17 protein-coding genes are annotated in these 16876 nt (G+C 63.2%); 15 read left to right on the top strand and 2 right to left on the bottom strand.

What is annotated here, in order from left to right; genetic code table 11:
* Window positions 1-72 precede the first annotated feature (72 nt).
* The 7 genes from FW760_RS11990 to ispD all read left to right on the top strand — a co-directional run bounded on the left by FW760_RS11990 (window position 73) and on the right by ispD (window position 7707).
* The gene (locus tag FW760_RS11990; RefSeq protein ID WP_043863266.1) at window positions 73-1020 is read left to right on the top strand and encodes an acetyl-CoA carboxylase carboxyltransferase subunit alpha; all 948 of its coding nucleotides are present in this window, start codon (window positions 73-75) and stop codon (window positions 1018-1020) included.
* Window positions 1021-1083: 63 nt separating this feature from the next.
* The gene (gene tilS / locus FW760_RS11985; protein WP_116053066.1) at window positions 1084-2367 is read left to right on the top strand and encodes a tRNA lysidine(34) synthetase TilS; all 1284 of its coding nucleotides are present in this window, start codon (window positions 1084-1086) and stop codon (window positions 2365-2367) included.
* 271 nt (window positions 2368-2638) lie between these two features.
* Window positions 2639-4267 carry a CTP synthase gene (locus FW760_RS11980; RefSeq protein ID WP_043863268.1) on the top strand — a complete coding sequence of 543 codons (1629 nt, stop codon included), beginning with the start codon at window positions 2639-2641 and terminating at the stop codon, window positions 4265-4267.
* A gap of 3 nt (window positions 4268-4270) precedes the next feature.
* Complete coding sequence (gene kdsA, locus FW760_RS11975; RefSeq protein WP_043863269.1) at window positions 4271-5116, top strand: 3-deoxy-8-phosphooctulonate synthase; 846 nt, start codon at window positions 4271-4273, stop codon at window positions 5114-5116.
* Window positions 5117-5271: 155 nt separating this feature from the next.
* Window positions 5272-6561 carry a phosphopyruvate hydratase gene (eno, locus tag FW760_RS11970; RefSeq protein WP_043863270.1) on the top strand — a complete coding sequence of 430 codons (1290 nt, stop codon included), beginning with the start codon at window positions 5272-5274 and terminating at the stop codon, window positions 6559-6561.
* 160 nt (window positions 6562-6721) lie between these two features.
* Window positions 6722-7000 (top strand): cell division protein FtsB, encoded by a 279-nt coding sequence (gene ftsB / locus FW760_RS11965; RefSeq protein ID WP_043863271.1) that lies wholly within the window; start codon window positions 6722-6724, stop codon window positions 6998-7000.
* Window positions 6997-7707 carry a 2-C-methyl-D-erythritol 4-phosphate cytidylyltransferase gene (gene ispD / locus FW760_RS11960; RefSeq protein ID WP_043863272.1) on the top strand — a complete coding sequence of 237 codons (711 nt, stop codon included), beginning with the start codon at window positions 6997-6999 and terminating at the stop codon, window positions 7705-7707. The genes ftsB and ispD overlap by 4 nt, the downstream gene beginning before the upstream one ends.
* Before the next feature lie 94 nt (window positions 7708-7801).
* On the opposite strand, the gene FW760_RS11955 is transcribed toward ispD, so the two are convergent.
* Entirely contained in the window at window positions 7802-8698 is an 897-nt protein-coding gene (locus tag FW760_RS11955; RefSeq protein WP_054914995.1) for a LysR substrate-binding domain-containing protein, read from the bottom strand.
* Window positions 8699-8802: 104 nt separating this feature from the next.
* Between FW760_RS11955 and FW760_RS11950 the strand changes: the two genes are divergently transcribed.
* From FW760_RS11950 to rpoS, 8 genes are all read left to right on the top strand, one after another.
* Window positions 8803-9915 carry an S-(hydroxymethyl)glutathione dehydrogenase/class III alcohol dehydrogenase gene (locus tag FW760_RS11950; protein WP_043863274.1) on the top strand — a complete coding sequence of 371 codons (1113 nt, stop codon included), beginning with the start codon at window positions 8803-8805 and terminating at the stop codon, window positions 9913-9915.
* Window positions 9916-9923: 8 nt separating this feature from the next.
* Window positions 9924-10772: an S-formylglutathione hydrolase gene (gene fghA / locus FW760_RS11945; protein ID WP_043863275.1), complete on the top strand. Its 849-nt coding sequence runs from the start codon at window positions 9924-9926 to the stop codon at window positions 10770-10772.
* Window positions 10773-10848: 76 nt separating this feature from the next.
* Window positions 10849-11322, top strand: coding sequence for a 2-C-methyl-D-erythritol 2,4-cyclodiphosphate synthase (gene ispF / locus FW760_RS11940; protein ID WP_043863276.1), 474 nt, complete (start codon window positions 10849-10851; stop codon window positions 11320-11322).
* Window positions 11319-12377 (top strand): tRNA pseudouridine(13) synthase TruD, encoded by a 1059-nt coding sequence (gene truD / locus FW760_RS11935; RefSeq protein ID WP_043863277.1) that lies wholly within the window; start codon window positions 11319-11321, stop codon window positions 12375-12377. The genes ispF and truD overlap by 4 nt, the downstream gene beginning before the upstream one ends.
* Complete coding sequence (gene surE, locus FW760_RS11930) at window positions 12365-13114, top strand: 5'/3'-nucleotidase SurE (protein ID WP_116053067.1); 750 nt, start codon at window positions 12365-12367, stop codon at window positions 13112-13114. The genes truD and surE overlap by 13 nt, the downstream gene beginning before the upstream one ends.
* The gene (locus tag FW760_RS11925; RefSeq protein WP_162484879.1) at window positions 13114-13791 is read left to right on the top strand and encodes a protein-L-isoaspartate(D-aspartate) O-methyltransferase; all 678 of its coding nucleotides are present in this window, start codon (window positions 13114-13116) and stop codon (window positions 13789-13791) included. Before surE ends, FW760_RS11925 begins: the two co-directional genes overlap by 1 nt.
* Before the next feature lie 173 nt (window positions 13792-13964).
* Entirely contained in the window at window positions 13965-14825 is an 861-nt protein-coding gene (locus tag FW760_RS11920) for a peptidoglycan DD-metalloendopeptidase family protein (protein ID WP_043863279.1), read from the top strand.
* A 108-nt stretch (window positions 14826-14933) separates the two neighbouring features.
* Window positions 14934-15941, top strand: a complete 1008-nt coding sequence (gene rpoS, locus FW760_RS11915) for an RNA polymerase sigma factor RpoS (protein ID WP_054914992.1) — start codon at window positions 14934-14936, stop codon at window positions 15939-15941.
* Between the two features lie 536 nt (window positions 15942-16477).
* Here rpoS and fdxA read toward each other — a convergent pair.
* On the bottom strand, window positions 16478-16801 hold the full coding sequence (fdxA, locus tag FW760_RS11910) for a ferredoxin FdxA (protein ID WP_043863281.1): 324 nt from the start codon (window positions 16799-16801) through the stop codon (window positions 16478-16480).
* Window positions 16802-16876: the final 75 nt, after the last annotated feature.

Here is a 16876-nt window from a genome sequence, read left to right as displayed (position 1 = left end):
TGATCCCTTAAGGTAGGGCGCCAAACGGATCAACCGGCCGGCCGCCTGGCCGTCGACCCAAGACGGATGCCTATGAACCCGAATTTTCTGGATTTCGAACAGCCGATTGCTGACCTGCAAGCCAAGATCGAAGAGCTGCGCCTGGTCGGCAATGACAACTCGCTGAACATCGGCGATGAAATCGCCCGTCTGCAAGACAAGAGCAGCACGCTGACCGAGAGCATTTTCGGCAACCTGACCAGCTGGCAGATCGCGCGCCTGGCGCGTCACCCGCGTCGTCCGTACACCCTGGACTACATCGACCACATCTTCACCGAGTTCGACGAGCTGCATGGCGACCGCCACTTCTCCGACGACGCCGCGATCGTTGGTGGCATAGCCCGCCTGGACGACCAGCCGGTGATGGTGATCGGTCATCAGAAAGGCCGTGAAGTGCGCGAGAAGGTACGCCGCAACTTCGGCATGCCACGCCCTGAAGGCTACCGCAAGGCGTGCCGCCTGATGGAAATGGCCGAACGCTTCAAGATGCCGATCCTGACCTTCATCGACACCCCGGGCGCCTACCCCGGCATCGACGCCGAAGAGCGCAACCAGAGCGAAGCGATTGCCTGGAACCTGCGCGTGATGGCTCGCCTGAAAACGCCGATCATCGCCACCGTGATCGGCGAAGGCGGTTCGGGCGGTGCACTGGCCATCGGCGTTTGCGACCAGCTGAACATGCTGCAGTACTCCACCTACGCGGTGATTTCGCCGGAAGGCTGCGCCTCGATCCTGTGGAAGACTGCCGAGAAGGCTGCTGACGCAGCCGAAGCGATGGGCATCACGGCCGAGCGCCTCAAGGGCCTGGGTATCGTTGACAAGGTGATCGGCGAACCACTGGGCGGCGCACACCGTGACCCGGCGGCAGCCTCGGCCAACATCCGCGCTTCGCTGATCGAGCAGTTGGACATGCTCAAGGCGTTCGACAACGACGCGCTGCTCAAGCGCCGTTATGATCGCCTGATGAGCTACGGGCTCTGATCTGAACTCATCGGTGGCCCTTTCGCTTCTGTAGGAGCCGGCTTTGCCGGCGAAGGGCCACCGATGATCGACCTGCGCAACACCCTGTCCCCCTGGCACCAAGCTACCGGCTGGTGCATCGCCCTCTCTGGCGGCCTCGACTCCACCGTCCTGCTGCACCTGCTGGCCCAACAGCCGGCTGCGCCCCTTCGTGCCCTCCATGTCCACCACGGTCTGCAAGCCGCTGCCGATGCGTGGCCGGCCCACTGCCAGCGCCTGTGCGACAGCCTGGGCGTACCGCTGGACATCATCCATGTGCACGTCGCCCCAGGCGCCAGCCTGGAGCAGGGCGCCCGGGACGCGCGCTATGCAGCCTTCGCCCAGGCCCTGCGCCCGGGCGAACTGCTGCTGACCGGCCAGCACCGCGACGACCAGGCCGAGACGCTGCTGTTTCGGCTGTTGCGCGGGGCCGGCCTGCGTGGCCTGTCGGGGATGCCGGCGCAGCGGGCGCTGGGGCAGGGCAGCCTGCTGCGACCCTTGCTGGATACCCCGCGTGATGAACTGCTGGCCTACGCCACCGCGCATGGCCTGCACTGGATAGAAGACCCCAGCAACGATGACACCCAGTTCTCGCGCAACTACCTGCGCCACCAGGTTCTGCCGGCGCTGACCCGACGCTGGCCCCAGGCGTCGCGCAGCCTGGCGCGCAGCGCCGCGCACCTGGCCGAGGCGCAGGGCCTGCTCGATGAAGTGGCGCAGCAGGACCTCGCACAAGCCTCGACCCCTGATGCCTTCGCCTGGTTGGGCTGCCCGTCGCTGGATCTGGAGGTGCTGCGCCAACTGTCCCCGGCACGCCAGCGCAACGCCCTGCAGTACTGGCTGGCGGCGCGCACGCGCCTGCCGGACACCCGCCACTGGTCGGGTTGGGAAGACGTGCGCGATGCCGGCGGCGAAGGGCGTCCTGTATGGCGCCTGGCCGATGGCGAGCTGCACCGCAGTGGCCTGCGTATCTACTGGCTGGATGCGCACTGGCTCACGCCGCCGGCGCAGCCGGGGCCTTGGCTCGACCCGCGCCAGCCGCTTGCACTGCCCGGCAATGGCCAGTTGACACTCAGCGGCAGGTTGCCGCAGGGCCCACTGCAGGTGCGCTATCGGCAGGGCGGCGAGAGGATGGCGGTCGAGGGCCGGGGCCATCGCGACCTCAAGCGGTTGCTCAACGAGCGCCAGCTACCCTTGTTCGCCCGCCAGCGCGTGCCGCTGCTGTACCGCGACGGGCAGTTGCTGGCGGTGGCCAACCTGCCGGGGCTGGGGCTTGCCGACGGGCAACTGCACTGGTGCGTACCGACAAGCGCGCAAGGTTTGAGATGAAAGGGACATTCCGGTAGACTACGCTCCCTTCTTGATACAACTTCTGTGACTTCATCTGAATCACGGCAGTTGCCGATTACCAAGCAGTTTTTTGCTGGGCGATTCTAAAAATGTTTAGCGAGCTCCTTACCGGGTTTTCAACCCCCGGTCTGACCAGGCGCGGCAGTTTTTTAAGATGCACTGTGATTGACGCAGGTGATCGGGGGCTTCGGCCTTCCTTCGCTTTCCCCGGCGGCACTGACCGCTTTAACGCAGACTTCTAGGGTTTTTCATGACGCGCTACATATTCGTCACGGGCGGTGTTGTTTCTTCATTGGGGAAAGGCATTGCCTCGGCTTCATTGGCGGCCATCCTGGAGGCGCGGGGGCTCAAGGTCACCATGCTCAAGCTGGACCCGTACATCAACGTCGACCCGGGCACCATGAGCCCGTTCCAGCACGGTGAAGTGTTCGTCACCCACGACGGCGCCGAGACCGACCTGGACCTGGGCCACTACGAGCGGTTCATCCGCACGACCATGACCCAGAACAACAACTTCACCACCGGCCGCGTGTACGAGCACGTGCTGCGCAAGGAGCGCCGTGGTGACTACCTGGGTGCCACCATCCAGGTGATCCCGCACATCACCGACGAAATCAAGCGCCGCATCATCAAGGGCGCCGGCGATGCCGACGTGGCCATGGTCGAGATCGGCGGTACCGTGGGTGACATCGAGTCGCAACCGTTCCTCGAGGCCATCCGCCAGTTGCGCTTCGAAGTGGGCGCCAAGCGCGCGATGCTGATGCACCTGACCCTGGTGCCGTACATCGCCACCGCCGGCGAGACCAAGACCAAGCCTACCCAGCACTCGGTCAAGGAGCTGCGCTCCATCGGCCTGCAGCCGGACGTGCTGGTGTGCCGTTCCGATCACCCGATCGACAGCTCGTCGCGCCGCAAGATCGCGCAGTTCACCAACGTTGAAGAACGTGCGGTGATCGCGCTGGAAGACGCCGACACCATCTACAAGATCCCGGGCATCCTGCACTCCCAGGGCCTGGACGACTTCGTCGTCGAGCGTTTCGGCCTGCAGTGCGGCAGCGCCGACCTGTCCGAGTGGGACGCGGTGGTCGATGCCAAGCTCAACCCCGAGCACGAAGTCACCATCGCCATGGTCGGCAAGTACATGGAGCTGCTCGATGCCTACAAGTCGCTGATCGAAGCGATGAGCCATGCCGGCATCAGCAACCGCACCAAGGTCAACCTGCGCTACATCGACTCCGAAGACATCGAGAACCAGGGCACCGGCCTGCTCGAAGGCGTGGACGCCATCCTGGTACCGGGCGGTTTCGGCCTGCGCGGCGTGGAAGGCAAGATCACTGCCGTTCAATACGCTCGCGAGAACAAGGTGCCTTACCTGGGTATCTGCCTGGGCATGCAGGTGGCGGTCATCGAATTCGCCCGCAACGTGATGGGCTGGAAGGACGCCAACTCCACCGAGTTCGACCGCGCCAGCGGTCACCCGGTGGTGGGCCTGATCACCGAGTGGGAAGATGCCACCGGCGCGGTCGAGACCCGTACCGAAGCCTCGGACCTTGGCGGCACCATGCGTCTGGGCGCCCAGGAGTGCCAGCTGCAAAGCGGCTCCAAGGTGCACGACTGCTACGCCAAGGACGTGATCGTCGAGCGTCACCGTCACCGCTACGAGGTCAACAACAACCTGCTGCCGCAACTGATCGAGGCGGGCCTGGTGGTCTCGGGTCGTTCCGGCGACGGCGCACTGGTCGAAGTGGTCGAGTCCAAGGACCATCCGTGGTTCGTGGCCTGCCAGTTCCACCCGGAGTTCACCTCTACCCCGCGTGACGGCCACCCGCTGTTCAGCGGCTTCGTCAAAGCTGCATTGGCTCAAAAGAACAAGGCCTGATCCATGACCCAGAAGATCATTCGCGTCGGTAACATCGAGATCGCCAACGACAAGCCGTTCGTCCTGTTCGGCGGCATGAACGTGCTGGAATCCCGTGACCTGGCCCTGAAGGTCTGCGAAGAGTACGTGCGGGTTACCGAGAAGCTCGGTATCCCCTACGTGTTCAAGGCCAGCTTCGACAAGGCCAACCGTTCGTCGATCAACTCCTACCGCGGCCCTGGCCTGGAAGAGGGGATGAAGATCTTCGAAGAGATCAAGCGCACCTTCAACGTGCCGGTGATCACCGACGTGCACGAGCCGCACCAGGCGCAGGCCGTGGCTGACGTGTGCGACATCATCCAGCTGCCGGCCTTCCTGTCGCGCCAGACCGACCTGGTGGTCGCGATGGCCAAAACCGGCGCGGTGATCAACATCAAGAAGGCGCAGTTCCTCGCACCCCAGGAGATGAAGCACATCCTGAGCAAGTGCGAAGAGGCCGGCAACGACCAACTGATCCTCTGCGAGCGTGGTTCGAGCTTCGGCTACAACAACCTGGTGGTGGACATGCTCGGCTTCGGCATCATGAAGCAGTTCGAGTACCCGGTGTTCTTCGACGTGACCCATGCCCTGCAGATGCCGGGTGGTCGCGCCGATTCCGCAGGTGGCCGCCGTGCCCAGGTCACCGACCTGGCCAAGGCCGGCCTCAGTCAGGGGCTGGCGGGCCTGTTCCTCGAGGCCCACCCGGACCCTGACAATGCCAAGTGCGACGGCCCGTGCGCCCTGCGCCTGGACAAACTGGAGCCATTCCTGGCCCAGCTCAAGCAACTGGACGAACTGGTCAAGAGTTTTCCGACGGTAGAAACCGCGTAAACCTCGATTCTCCGGTAAAGTACCGCCCGTTCATCCCCTGACCCCCGGGTCAGGGGCTTGTCCTCGTCAGGCCTGCCCGTGCGCCGACCGCCTGTGACGGACCCGGTTTTTTTCTCAGCTGCGTTGTTTTCGTCAATTCTGGAGTGCTTACAACAATGGCAAAAATCGTCGACATCAAAGGTCGTGAAGTTCTCGATTCGCGCGGTAACCCTACCGTCGAAGCGGACGTACTGCTCGACAACGGCATCATCGGCAGCGCCTGTGCGCCGTCGGGTGCTTCCACTGGCTCGCGCGAAGCGCTGGAGCTGCGTGATGGCGACAAGAGCCGTTACATGGGCAAGGGCGTACTGAAGGCCGTCGCCAACATCAACGGCCCGATCCGCGACCTGCTGCTGGGCAAGGACCCGGTCGAGCAGAAAGCGCTCGACCTGGCGATGATCAAGCTCGACGGTACTGAAAACAAAGGCAACCTGGGCGCCAACGCCATCCTCGCCGTGTCCCTGGCTGCCGCCAAGGCCGCTGCACAGGACCAGGACCTGCCGCTGTACGCGCACATCGCAAACCTCAATGGCACCCCTGGCCAGTACTCGATGCCGGTCCCGATGATGAACATCATCAACGGCGGCGAGCACGCCGACAACAACGTCGACATCCAGGAGTTCATGGTGCAGCCGGTCGGCGCCAAGACCTTCTCCGACGCGCTGCGCATGGGCACCGAGATCTTCCACCACCTCAAGGCAGTACTGAAGGCCCGTGGCCTGAACACCGCCGTGGGTGACGAGGGTGGTTTCGCACCTAACCTGGCTTCCAACGAAGACGCGCTGTCGGCCATCGCCGAAGCCATCGCCAACGCCGGCTACACCCTGGGCACCGACGTGACCCTGGCGCTGGACTGTGCGGCCAGCGAGTTCTACGAGGACGGCAAGTACAACCTGTCCGGTGAAGGCAAGTCGTTCGACGCAGCCGGTTTTGCCGACTACCTCAAGGGCCTGACCGAGCGTTTCCCGATCATCTCGATCGAAGACGGCCTGGACGAGTCCGACTGGGCTGGCTGGAAGATCCTGACCGACAAGATCGGCGACAAGGTGCAACTGGTCGGTGACGACCTGTTCGTGACCAACACCAAGATCCTGAAGGAAGGCATCGACAAGAAGATCGCCAACTCGATCCTGATCAAGTTCAACCAGATCGGCACCCTGACCGAAACCCTGGAAGCCATCCAGATGGCCAAGGCCGCCGGTTACACCGCGGTGATCTCGCACCGTTCGGGCGAAACCGAAGATTCGACCATTGCCGACCTGGCCGTGGGTACCGCTGCCGGCCAGATCAAGACCGGTTCGCTGTGCCGCTCCGACCGCGTCTCCAAGTACAACCAATTGCTGCGTATCGAAGAGCAACTGGGCAGCAAGGCTGTGTACCGTGGTCGCGGCGAGTTTCGCGGCTAAGCCAGAGATGGTAAAAAGGCCGCAGTGTGAGGCTGAAAGACGCAGCTAATCTTTCAGCAACCCTGTGCAGCAAGTGCTTTCCCCACAAAGCCTGGCTTCGGTCAGGCTTCGTGCCATCAGCCCCTTGTGCACGGGCGGCCTTTTTCCAGTGGATACCCTGATGCGTAGTCCCTATTGGTTGTTCCTCGTCTTGCTCCTGTTGCTGGGTGGCCTGCAGTACCGTCTGTGGGTGGGCAACGGCAGCCTGGCCCAGGTTGCCGACCTCAAGCAGCAGATCGCCGACCAGCACGCTGAAAACGAGCGTCTGCTGGAGCGTAATCGCGTGCTTGATGCCGAAGTGCTGGAGTTGAAGAAAGGTATGGAAACCGTCGAAGAACGCGCTCGTCATGAGCTGGGTATGGTCAAGGAGGGTGAAACCCTCTACCAGTTGGCCCAATGACGGCGTTCCTGCCTGCCTTCTGGGCAGTGATTCCTGCCGCGGGTGTTGGTGCCCGCATGGCGGCCGACCGTCCCAAGCAGTACCTGCAACTGGGCGGGCGGACGATTCTCGAGCATAGCCTCGACTGTTTTCTCGACCATCCATGCCTCAAGGGCGTGGTGGTCAGCATTGCTGCCGACGACCCTTACTGGCCGGGCCTGGCCTGCGCCAGCGATACGCGCATCCAGCGTGCGGCAGGTGGGCGCGAGCGTGCCGATTCGGTGCTCAATGCCTTGCTGCTGCTGCACGCCCAGGGCGCGGCCGACAACGACTGGGTGCTGGTGCACGATGCGGCGCGGCCGAACCTGGCGCGCGACGACCTTGACCGCCTGCTGGGCGAGCTGGCGAATGACCCGGTGGGCGGGCTGCTGGCGGTGCCGGCGCGCGACACGCTCAAGCGTGCCGATGCCAACGGGCGGGTAAGCGCCACCATCGACCGCAGCACGGTGTGGCAGGCGTACACCCCGCAGATGTTCCGCCTGGGGGCATTGCACCGTGCGCTGGCAGACAGCCTGGTGGCGGACGTGGCGATCACCGACGAGGCGTCGGCCATCGAATGGTCGGGGCAGGCGCCGCGCCTGGTCGAAGGGCGCAACGACAATATCAAGGTGACGCGGCCGGAAGACCTGGAGTGGCTGAGACAGCGCTGGGCCAATCGCGGCAATTGACCGCGGTGGCCCATTCGCTGGCAAGCCAGCCCCCACAAGGGACTGCAGTACGTTCAAGGGCTGGTGAACTGCCTGTGGGAGCCCGCGACGTTTTCTACACGCTGCGGTACTCAGGCAGCTGTCCCAACTTCTCCCGTAGATAATCCACCAGCTTGCGCACCTTCGGCGACAGGTGCCGCTGTTGCGGGTACAACGCCCACACCGCCGTATTCGGCGGCTGATGCGCTTCAAGCAGCGACACCAACGCGCCACTGCCCAGATGCTCCAGCACGTAGTAGTCCGGCAACTGGCACAGCCCCATCCCCTGCAGCGCCGCATCCAGCACCGCCTGCCCGCTGTTGCAGCGCCAGTTGCCCTGCACCCGCTGACTGATTTCCCGGCCCTCCTGCTGCAAGGCCCAGATATCCGTGCTGCCGATCAGGCAGTTGTGCCGCGCCAGCTCCGACACGCTGTGGGGCCGCCCATAGCGCTCCAGGTACGCTGGCGAGGCGCACAGGTACATGCGCCGTGGGGCCAGGCGTGCCGCCACCAGGCGTGACTCCTGCAACCGACCCAGGCGAATCGCCATGTCCATGCCTTCGTGCAGCAGGTCGAGGGTGCGGTTGGTCAGCTCGATGTCCACCCGCAACTGCGGGTACTGCGCCATGAAGCGGGTGACCAGCGGCACGATGAAGCGCTCGCCATAGGCCACCGCACAGGTCATGCGCAGCAGCCCCTTGGGCTCGCTGGTCAGGTCGCCTATGGCGCGCAGGGCCTCTTCGCGGCCATCCTGCAGGCGCTGGCAGTGCTGAAGAAAGGTCTGCCCGGCCTCACTCAAGGTCACCTTGCGCGTGCTGCGGTACAAAAGGCGCGTCTGCAGGCGATCTTCCAGGCGCGCCACCGCACGGCTCACGTGCGACGACGATACCCCCAGGCGCTCGGCTGCTGCGGTGAACTGGCCCGATTCGGCCACCGCGACGAATTCGTCGATCCCTTCCCAGCGGCTGTTCATCGATTATCCCTGCATGGCAATAATGTTTTGTGTTTGGCTCGATTATTAATCAAAAGACGATGAATTACACTTCACACCTGAACTGAAACCTGTGGAGAACCTTGATGATCAAGTCCCGTGCTGCCGTTGCCTTCGAAGCCAAGAAACCGCTGGAGATCGTCGAAGTCGACGTGGCCATGCCCAAGGCCGGCGAAGTGCTGTTGCGCGTGGTCGCCAGCGGCGTCTGCCACACCGACGCCTACACGCTGTCGGGCGCCGACCCGGAAGGCATCTTCCCGTCCATCCTGGGCCATGAAGGCGGCGCCATCGTCGAGGCCATCGGTGAGGGCGTGACCTCGGTGGCGGTGGGCGATCACGTGATCCCGCTCTACACCCCGGAATGTCGCCAGTGCAAGTTCTGCAAGTCGGGCAAGACCAACCTGTGCCAGGCCATCCGCGCGACCCAGGGCAAGGGCCTGATGCCCGACGGCACCACCCGTTTTGCCTACAAGGGTCAGCCGCTGTTCCACTACATGGGCACCTCGACCTTTTCCGAATACACCGTGCTGCCGGAAATTTCCGTGGCCAAGATCCAGAAAGAGGCACCGCTGGAGAAGGTGTGCCTGCTTGGTTGCGGCGTGACCACCGGTATCGGTGCGGTACTCAATACCGCCAAGGTCAAGCCGGGTGACACCGTGGCCATCTTCGGCCTGGGCGGCATCGGCCTGTCGGCCGTGATCGGTGCGGTCAAGGCCAAGGCCAGCCGCATCATCGCCATCGACATCAACCCGGCCAAGTTCGAGATCGCACGCCAGCTGGGTGCCACCGACTGCATCAACCCCAAGGACTACGATCGCCCGATCCAGGAAGTGATCGTGGACCTGACCGATGGCGGCGTGGACTTCTCGTTCGAGTGCATCGGCAACGTGCAACTGATGCGTGCGGCCCTGGAGTGCTGCCACAAGGGCTGGGGCGAGTCGGTGATCATCGGCGTCGCCGGTGCCGGCCAGGAGATCGCAACGCGTCCGTTCCAGCTGGTCACCGGCCGCGTCTGGCGCGGCTCGGCATTCGGTGGCGTGCGTGGTCGCACCGAGCTGCCAAGCTATGTGGACATGGCCGAACAGGGCGAGATCCCGCTGGACACCTTCATTACCCACACCATGGGCCTGGAAGACATCAACAAGGCCTTCGACCTGATGCATGAAGGCAAGAGCATCCGCAGCGTCATCCACTTCTGAGGTCTGCCATGAGCCTGGAAAACATCTCCTGCCAGAAGAGCTTCGGCGGCTGGCACAAGCGCTACCGGCACCGCTCCAGCGTGCTGGGGTGCGACATGGTGTTTGCCGTGTACCTGCCGCCGCAGGCGGAGCAGGGCGGCAAGCTGCCGGTGCTGTACTGGCTGAGCGGGCTGACCTGCACCGACGAGAACTTCATGCAGAAGGCCGGCGCGCACAAGCTTGCCGCCGAGCTCGGCCTGATCATCGTGGCGCCGGACACCAGCCCGCGCGGGCCACAGGTACCGGACGACCCGGACGGCGCCTGGGACTTCGGCCTGGGCGCGGGGTTCTACCTCAATGCCACCGAACAGCCGTGGGCCGAGCACTACCGCATGCACGACTATGTGGTGGATGAGCTGCCGGCACTGGTGGAGGCGCATTTCCCGGCCTCCGCTGCGCGCAGCATCAGCGGTCACTCCATGGGTGGGCACGGCGCGCTGGTGTGCGCCTTGCGCAACCCCGGGCGCTATGTGTCGGTGTCGGCGTTCTCGCCCATCGGCAACCCGATGGACTGCCCCTGGGGCCAGAAGGCGTTCAGTCGCTACCTGGGCGAGGAGCGTTCACGCTGGCGCGAATGGGATGCCAGCGTGCTGATCGCGCAGGCGCAGGAAACGCTGCCGCTGCTGGTCGACCAGGGCGATCGCGACGACTTCCTGCAAACCCAGCTCAAGCCCGAAGTGCTGGCCCAGGCCGCGCAGGCGGCTGGCTACCCGCTGACGTTGCGCCTGCAGCCTGGCTACGACCACAGCTACTACTTCATCGCCAGCTTCATCGATGACCACCTGCGCCACCATGCGGCGGCATTGGGGCGGGCGTAGGGCTAGTCCTACAAATAAGCCAAACCCCCGGCAAAGCAGGTAGAATCACGCCCTGACTCAATCAGGGCGTTTTTTTATGCGTATTGGCCACGGCTACGATGTGCACCGCTTCGCGGAAGGCGATTTCATCACCTTGGGTGGGGTGCGCATTGCGCACAAGTTCGGCCTGCTGGCCCATTCCGACGGCGATGTGCTGCTGCACGCGCTGAGCGATGCACTGCTGGGCGCCGCCGCGCTGGGTGACATCGGCAAGCATTTCCCCGATACCGACCCGCAGTTCAAGGGCGCCGACAGCCGCGTGCTGCTGCGCCACATCCTGTCGATCATCCATGCCAAGGGCTGGAAGGTGGGCAACGTCGACGCCACCATCGTGGCCCAGGCACCCCGGATGGCCGCGCACATCGAAACCATGCGTACCCTGATCGCCCAGGACCTGCAGGTCGAGCTCGACCAGGTCAACGTCAAGGCCACCACCGAAGAGAAGCTCGGCTTCACCGGCCGTGAAGAAGGCATCGCCGTTCACGCCGTCGCGTTGTTGCTGCGCGCATGACCGAACTCGAACTGCTCGGCCCGCAGGCAGCCGGGCCGGCGCTGGGCAGCGCCATCCTCAAGGCCACGGCCGAAGATTTCCAGGTCGATGAAGTGCTCGACATTCCCCTGTCGGGTGAAGGCGAGCACTTGTGGCTGTGGGTCGAGAAACGCGACCTCAATACCGAGGAGGCCGCCCGCCGCCTGGCCCGCGCCGCCGGCGTACCGCTGCGCACCGTGAGCTATGCCGGCCTCAAGGACCGTCAGGCGCTGACTCGCCAATGGTTCAGCCTGCACCTGCCGGGCAAGGCCGACCCTGACCTGAGCGCGGCTGAAAACGAAACCCTGAGCATCCTCAGACACACCCGCCACTCGCGCAAACTCCAGCGTGGCGCGCACTCGGCCAACGGCTTCACCCTGCGCCTCACAGCGCTCAGCGCCGATCACCAGGCCCTGGACGCGCGCCTCGAGCAATTGCGCATACAAGGCGTGCCCAACTACTTCGGCAGCCAGCGCTTCGGCTTTGCGGGCGGCAACGTGCACGATGCGCGCCAGTGGGCCGAGCGCAAGGCCCTGCCCGAGCAGCGCAATGTGCGCTCGCGGCTGCTGTCCAGCGCACGCAGCTACCTGTTCAACCGGGTGCTGGCCGAGCGGGTTGCCGATGGCAGCTGGCAACAGGCTCAGGTCGGCGACCTGCTGGCGTTCACCGACAGCCGCAGCTTTTTCGCGGCGGGCGAGGCCGAGTGCAGCGATCCGCGCCTGGCAATACTCGACCTGCACCCTACCGGGCCGCTGTGGGGCGAGGGCCTGCCGGCCACCAGTGGGGCAGGCGGTGCGATCGAGCAACGCGTGGCCGAACAGGAGGCAGCCCTGTGCCAATGGCTGGGCAATGCCAACCTCAAACAGGAACGGCGCATTCTGCGGCTGCCCATTGGCGGCTTGACGTGGCATTATCCCGAGCCTGATATCCTGCAACTGGAATTCGTCCTTCCGGCCGGATGCTTCGCCACCGTGGTGGTGCGCGAACTCGTCGATCTGGTGCCGGCAGGGCAGACGGACAGCCCATGCGTATTCTGATTTCGAACGACGACGGGGTCACCGCACCCGGTCTCGCCGCGCTGCATGCTGCGCTGGCGGATTATGCCGAGTGCGTGGTGATTGCCCCGGACCAGGACAAGAGCGGCGCCAGCAGTTCGCTGACGCTCGACCGCCCGCTGCATCCGCAGACCCTGGCCAACGGCTACATCAGCCTCAACGGCACACCGACCGATTGCGTGCACCTGGGCCTGAACGGGCTGCTGGAGCATCCGCCGGACATGGTCGTCTCGGGTATCAACCTGGGCGCCAACCTGGGCGATGACGTGCTGTACTCGGGCACGGTCGCCGCGGCGCTGGAAGGTCGATTCCTGGGGGGCACCTCGTTTGCCTTCTCGCTGCTCTCGCGCCTGCCGGACAACCTGCCCACTGCCGCCTATTTCGCGCGCAAGCTGGTCGAGGCGCATGAAAGCCTTGAGCTGCCACCGCGCACCGTACTCAATGTGAACATTCCCAACCTGCCGCTGGAGCACATCCGTGGCATCCAGCTGACACGCCTGGGGCATCGTGCACGTGCGGCGGCGCCGACCAAGGTGGTCAACCCGCGCGGCAAGGAAGGCTACTGGATCGCGGTGGCCGGCGACGCCGAGGATGGCGGCCCGGGTACCGATTTTCACGCGGTGATGCAGGGCTATGTCTCGATCACCCCGCTACAGCTTGACCGCACCTTCAACGATGCCTTCGACCGTCTCGAGGGTTGGCTGGAGGGGCTGCTCTGATGCGAGAGCCGGAGGATCTGATGCGCCATGGTATCGGTTTTACTTCGCAGCGAACCCGTGAACGGCTGATCCAGCGTTTGATCGAGGAAGGCATCAAGGACCAGCGGGTGCTAGAGGCCTTGCGCAACATCCCGCGGCACATGTTCGTCGACGAGGCGCTGTCGCACCGTGCGTATGAAGATACCGCCCTGCCCATCGGCAACAACCAGACCATCTCGCAGCCGTTCATGGTCGCGTACATGAGCGAGGTGCTGCTGGAGGACGGTCCGCTGGACAAGGTGCTGGAGATCGGCACCGGGTCTGGCTACCAGACAGCAGTGCTGTCCAGGCTGGTGGAGCGGGTGTTCTCGGTAGAGCGCATCAAACCCCTGCAGGACCGCGCCAAGGAACGGCTGGTCGAGTTGAACCTGCGCAACCAGGTGTTCCGCTGGGGCGACGGTTTCGAGGGATGGCCGGCACTGGCCCCCTACAATGGCATCATCGTCACCGCCGGCGCACCCGAAGTGCCCCAGGCCTTGCTCGACCAGCTGGCACCGGGCGGGCGCATGGTGATACCGGTGGGCGCCAGTGGCGAGACACAGCAATTGCTGTTGATCGTGCGCGAAGAACAGGGCTTCTCGCGGCGCAAACTGTGCGACGTACGCTTCGTGCCGTTGCTCAATGGCACATTGAGCTGAGTCGATTTTTTCGCGGGCGTCGAATTCCCGGTGCATTGCCGGGTCTATGGGGCGTGCGGTTTCTTGAACGATCGCACAACCTGGCAAGCAGTTGATCTGCATTGCCTGTGCGCTCGGTTATAATTGCAACAATATTGCATTCCTACATCGGTCACCACATAAGGGAGCGGCGGGTGAGTCACACAGTCATTCGGCAGCGCATGGGTCTATCGAGCTTAAAGCTTCTGGTGATTGCACTCGCCTTGGGAACCCTGGTTTCAGGGTGTTCCAGTTCATCTTCGAGCAGCGTGCGGGTGGTCGACCGCAACAGCGCCGCGCCCAAGCGCCCGGTGGTCACTACGGGGCAGTACGTGGTTCGCCCGGGCGATACGCTGTTCTCGATTGCCTTTCGCTACGGCTGGGACTACAAGGAGCTCGCTGCGCGCAACGGTATCCCGGCGCCTTATACCATCCGGCCCGGCCAGGCGATCCGCTTCGGCTCCGGCACGGCTACCAGCAGCGGCTCGCGGGTCGTCACCTCCACCTCGCCCTCCAGCAAGACCACGGTCACCCGTCGTCCGGCAGGTACCCCGGCACCGGCAAAAACCACGTCTCCAGGCGGTACCAGCGCGCCGCCCGTCGTCGCCACCACCCCTGTCCAGGTGCCGGCTTCGGAGCGTTCGGCCGGTGGCTGGGCATGGCCGGCCAACGGTGTGCTGATTGGAAAATTCGCTTCAAACGGTAGTTTGAATAAAGGCATTGATATCGCCGGTGATTTGGGACAGCCTGTTTTTGCTGCGTCGGATGGTTCCGTTGTGTACGCCGGAAGTGGCTTGCGGGGCTACGGTGAACTGGTAATCATCAAGCACAGCGATACCTACGTCAGTGCCTACGGTCACAACCGCAGGCTGTTGGTTCGGGAGGGACAGCAGGTCAAGGTTGGGCAGACAATTGCCGAAATGGGGTCCACGGGCACCGACCGGGTGAAGCTTCACTTCGAGATTCGCCGCCAGGGCAAACCTGTAGATCCGTTGCAATTCCTGCCACGTCGTTGATAAGCATGTACCCGGCCTGTTCCTTCGCGTAGTGGGGACAGGCTCAGCGTTGCCAAGGATAAAGGCGCCGCTTGAGTCTGAGTTCGAACTCAGCAAAGGACTATAACAATGGCTCTCAGTAAAGAAGTGCCGGAGTTTGACATCGACGATGAGGTGCTCCTTATGGAAACCGGCATCGTTTTGGAAACGGATGTGGTGTCAGACGAACCTGCTGTATCTCCGGTTCGGACCCGGGCCAAACAAGGCTCACCGCTCAAACAGCACAAGTACATCGATTACACTCGAGCACTTGATGCAACTCAGCTCTACCTCAACGAAATCGGCTTTTCGCCCCTGCTTTCCCCGGAAGAAGAAGTTCATTTTGCGCGTCTGTCGCAAAGTGGCGACCCTGCCGGGCGCAAACGCATGATCGAAAGCAACCTGCGCCTGGTGGTGAAGATTGCGCGCCGCTACGTCAACCGCGGGCTATCGCTGCTCGACCTGATCGAAGAGGGCAACCTGGGCCTGATTCGCGCAGTCGAGAAGTTCGACCCCGAGCGTGGGTTCCGTTTCTCGACCTACGCCACCTGGTGGATCCGGCAGACCATCGAACGCGCCATCATGAACCAGACGCGCACCATTCGCCTGCCGATCCATGTGGTCAAGGAACTGAACGTCTACCTGCGTGCAGCACGCGAGCTGACCCAGAAACTCGATCACGAGCCGTCACCGGAAGAGATCGCCAACCTGCTGGAAAAACCCGTAGGCGAGGTCAAGCGCATGCTCGGCCTGAACGAGCGCGTGTCTTCGGTGGACGTTTCACTGGGCCCGGACTCGGACAAGACCCTGCTCGATACCCTCACGGACGATCGTCCGACCGACCCCTGCGAGCTGTTGCAGGACGACGACCTGTCCCAGAGCATCGACCTGTGGCTGAGCGAACTGACCGACAAGCAGCGTGAGGTGGTGATTCGCCGCTTTGGCCTGCGCGGGCATGAGAGCAGCACCCTGGAGGATGTCGGCCTGGAGATTGGTCTTACCCGGGAGCGGGTACGTCAGATCCAGGTGGAGGGCCTCAAGCGGCTGCGGGAGATCCTGGAGAAGAACGGTCTGTCCAGCGAGTCGCTGTTCCAGTAACTGCGACGGCTGTGAAAAGGCGCCTCGACCCAGTCGAGGCGTTTTTGTTCGTGGCTGTCTTAAGCGCTCAGACACGCGCAGAAACACCGATACCAGGGCGGCAACCTTTCCCGGTTGCGTATTGTTATTGGATTTGTAGGTTATCGCTTACAAGATCCGTAAGCCTTTACATCAAGCGGGTGTAAATTCCAGTCGGTTTTGACGTGGTATTTTATCTAACTAATTGATATTGAAAGAGTTTATTGTGAGGTGGCGTCACCTTCCAGACTTTTTTTGAGAGCTTTTACCAGTTGCTCTGCCGGCTGCAGGGGATAGTATCTGAACTGTGTCTACGGACTGACACAGGTTCTCAAGGATGAGCGCCAAGGACATCGCGGGATGCGATTCATCAGGATGATGATAGGGAATACAGGGACTACGGAAAAAAATGTGGGCGGGTCATACCGCCCCTTTTTTTTGCCTGCGAAAAAGTGGCCGGCCCTGCAGCGAACATAAAAAAAGGCCCCGAAGGGCCTTTTTCATTGATCCGGCGTCGATCAACGCTCCAGATCTGCAATCTTGCCCGGCTTGCCATCCCACTCTGCAGCGTCTGGCATCGAATCCTTCTTCTCGGTGATGTTCGGCCAGATTTCGGCCAGCTCGGCGTTGAGCTCGATGAAGTTTTCCATGCCGGCCGGCACTTCATCTTCCGAGAAGATCGCAACGGCGGGGCACTCAGGCTCGCACAGTGCACAGTCGATGCACTCATCCGGGTGAATGACCAGGAAGTTCGGGCCTTCGTAGAAGCAGTCCACCGGACAGACTTCTACACAGTCGGTGTACTTGCACTTGATGCAGTTGTCGGTGACGACGAAGGTCATTTCTAATTTTCTCCTCAGGCGACGGCAGCGTTCCCTTCCAGACAGGGCCGCTCGGTTCGGTAGGTCGGCAGCGAG

The sequence above is a fragment of the Pseudomonas sp. 1176_21 genome, assembly GCF_052850635.1.
Note: the sequence above shows the minus strand (reverse complement) of the source record. Positions and strands in the feature narration are given on the sequence as shown.